Here is a 1,620-nt window from a genome sequence, read left to right on the forward strand (position 1 = left end):
GCCCGGTGGATCGGATCCACCGGGCCGCGCCCTCACTGCTGTGCGTGTCTCGCTCAGACCGCGCTGAAGCCCACCTTGCGGGCGGTCGGCTCACCGAGCTCGACATACGCGATCCGGTCCGCCGGTACCAGGACCTTGCGGCCGTGGTCGTCCACGAGGGAGAGGAGCTCGGTCTTGCCGCTCAGCGCCTCGGCCACCGCCTTCTCGACTTCCTCCGGGGTCTGGGCGCTCTCCAGAACGATCTCGCGGGGCGCGTACTGCACGCCGATCTTGACCTCCACGGCTTTGTCCCTCCGACGGTCAGTGTGTGCGCGGCCGTCCGCGCCGTACTCAGCACACATTAGCCCGGTGAGGGGATCGGCAAGCCGCGCCGCTGCACGCTGGCAGCGAACACGGCTCGACGGTCGGCGCCTACGGCTGGTCGGTGGCGTGCAGCGGGAAGCCCGCGATACCGCGCCAGGCGAGCGAGGTGAGCAGTTCCACCGCCTTGTCGCGGTCGACCTTGCTGCCGCTCGCCAGCCAGTACCGCGCGACCACCTGGGAGAAGCCGCCCAGGCCCACGCCGAGGAGCATCGACTCGTCCTTGGGCAGCCCGGTGTCCTCGGCGATCACCTCGCCGATGGCCTCCGCGCACTCCAGGGTGACCTTCTCCACGCGCTCTCGGACCGCGGGCTCGTTCGTCAGGTCCGACTCGAAGACGAGCCGGAAGGCGCCGCCCTCGTCCTCCACGTACGCGAAATAGGCGTCCATGGTGGCGGCGACGCGCAGCTTGTTGTCCGAGGTGGACTCCAGTGCCGTACGCACCGCCTGGAGCAGGGACTCGCAGTGCTGGTCGAGCAGCGCGAGGTAGAGGTCGAGCTTGCCCGGGAAGTGCTGGTAGAGGACCGGCTTGCTGACTCCGGCCCGCTCCGCGATGTCGTCCATGGCCGCCGCGTGGTAGCCCTGCGCGACGAACACCTCCTGGGCGGCGCCGAGGAGTTGGTTGCGACGGGCCCGGCGCGGCAGGCGCGTGCCTCGCGGGCGCGCCGCATCTGTCTGCTCGGTGGCTGTCACGCCGCCTCCCAATGTCATTGAGCACGGCCTTGACGCGTCCATGGCCGTTCCGTGTGCGGTGTGCTGCCGCCCAGCCATCGTACTTTTCGGTAACCCTCGTGTGCGCGGTGCGGACGGAGAATTTCACGGAGCGGACAGGGTGCACGGACCTGCTTAGCGCGAGAAAACGGGATTTGGCGGGCTGCCGGACATGCCGCGGACGGCCGCCGCGCGAGGCCCGCGGCCGGGTCGAGCGGAGTGCGGTCGGCGCAGGTCAGCGGTAGTCGTCCTCGTCGAGGCCGACCACGCGGGCCTGCTCGGCAGCGTCCGCCGGGTTCGCCGTAGAGGGGTCGAAATGGGGGGAGGGGTCGTCGCGCTCCTGGCGCAGATCGGTGTGCTGCTCGGCGGCGTCGGCTTCCGGCGCCTCCTGGGCGAGGTCAGCCTCGGGCTCTTCCGGATCGAAGGTCTCGGGGTCGCTCGGGTCGACAGGCATGCTGGCTCCCCTTTCCGGCGCGGGCGTCCCTCGCACGAGGGAGCGTCCCGCTTCTCCTACGAGCCTAGGAGAGACCCTTTCGTGGCGCTATGGGG

At 70.4% G+C, this 1,620-nt stretch carries 3 protein-coding genes; all 3 read right to left on the minus strand.

Features of this window, described 5'->3' with window-relative positions; genetic code table 11:
- Positions 1 to 53: 53 nt before the first annotated feature.
- The 3 genes from GUY60_RS39410 to GUY60_RS37495 all read right to left on the minus strand — a co-directional run bounded on the left by GUY60_RS39410 (position 54) and on the right by GUY60_RS37495 (position 1,525).
- Positions 54 to 281 (minus strand): DUF3107 domain-containing protein, encoded by a 228-nt coding sequence (locus GUY60_RS39410; protein WP_187370232.1) that lies wholly within the window; start codon positions 279 to 281, stop codon positions 54 to 56.
- A 130-nt stretch (positions 282 to 411) separates the two neighbouring features.
- Positions 412 to 1,053: a TetR/AcrR family transcriptional regulator gene (locus GUY60_RS37490; RefSeq protein WP_161705966.1), complete on the minus strand. Its 642-nt coding sequence runs from the start codon at positions 1,051 to 1,053 to the stop codon at positions 412 to 414.
- A gap of 253 nt (positions 1,054 to 1,306) precedes the next feature.
- Positions 1,307 to 1,525 carry a hypothetical protein gene (locus GUY60_RS37495; protein ID WP_161705967.1) on the minus strand — a complete coding sequence of 73 codons (219 nt, stop codon included), beginning with the start codon at positions 1,523 to 1,525 and terminating at the stop codon, positions 1,307 to 1,309.
- Positions 1,526 to 1,620 lie beyond the last annotated feature (95 nt).

Origin of the sequence: Streptomyces boluensis (assembly GCF_009908195.1) — a bacterium.
Lineage (GTDB): Bacteria > Actinomycetota > Actinomycetes > Streptomycetales > Streptomycetaceae > Streptomyces > Streptomyces boluensis.

Coding starts and splice junctions, on each gene's coding strand:
- GUY60_RS37495 (WP_161705967.1), bottom strand. CDS start 1,525: ATGCCTGTCGACCCGAGCGACCCCGAGACCTTCGATCCGGAAGAGCCC.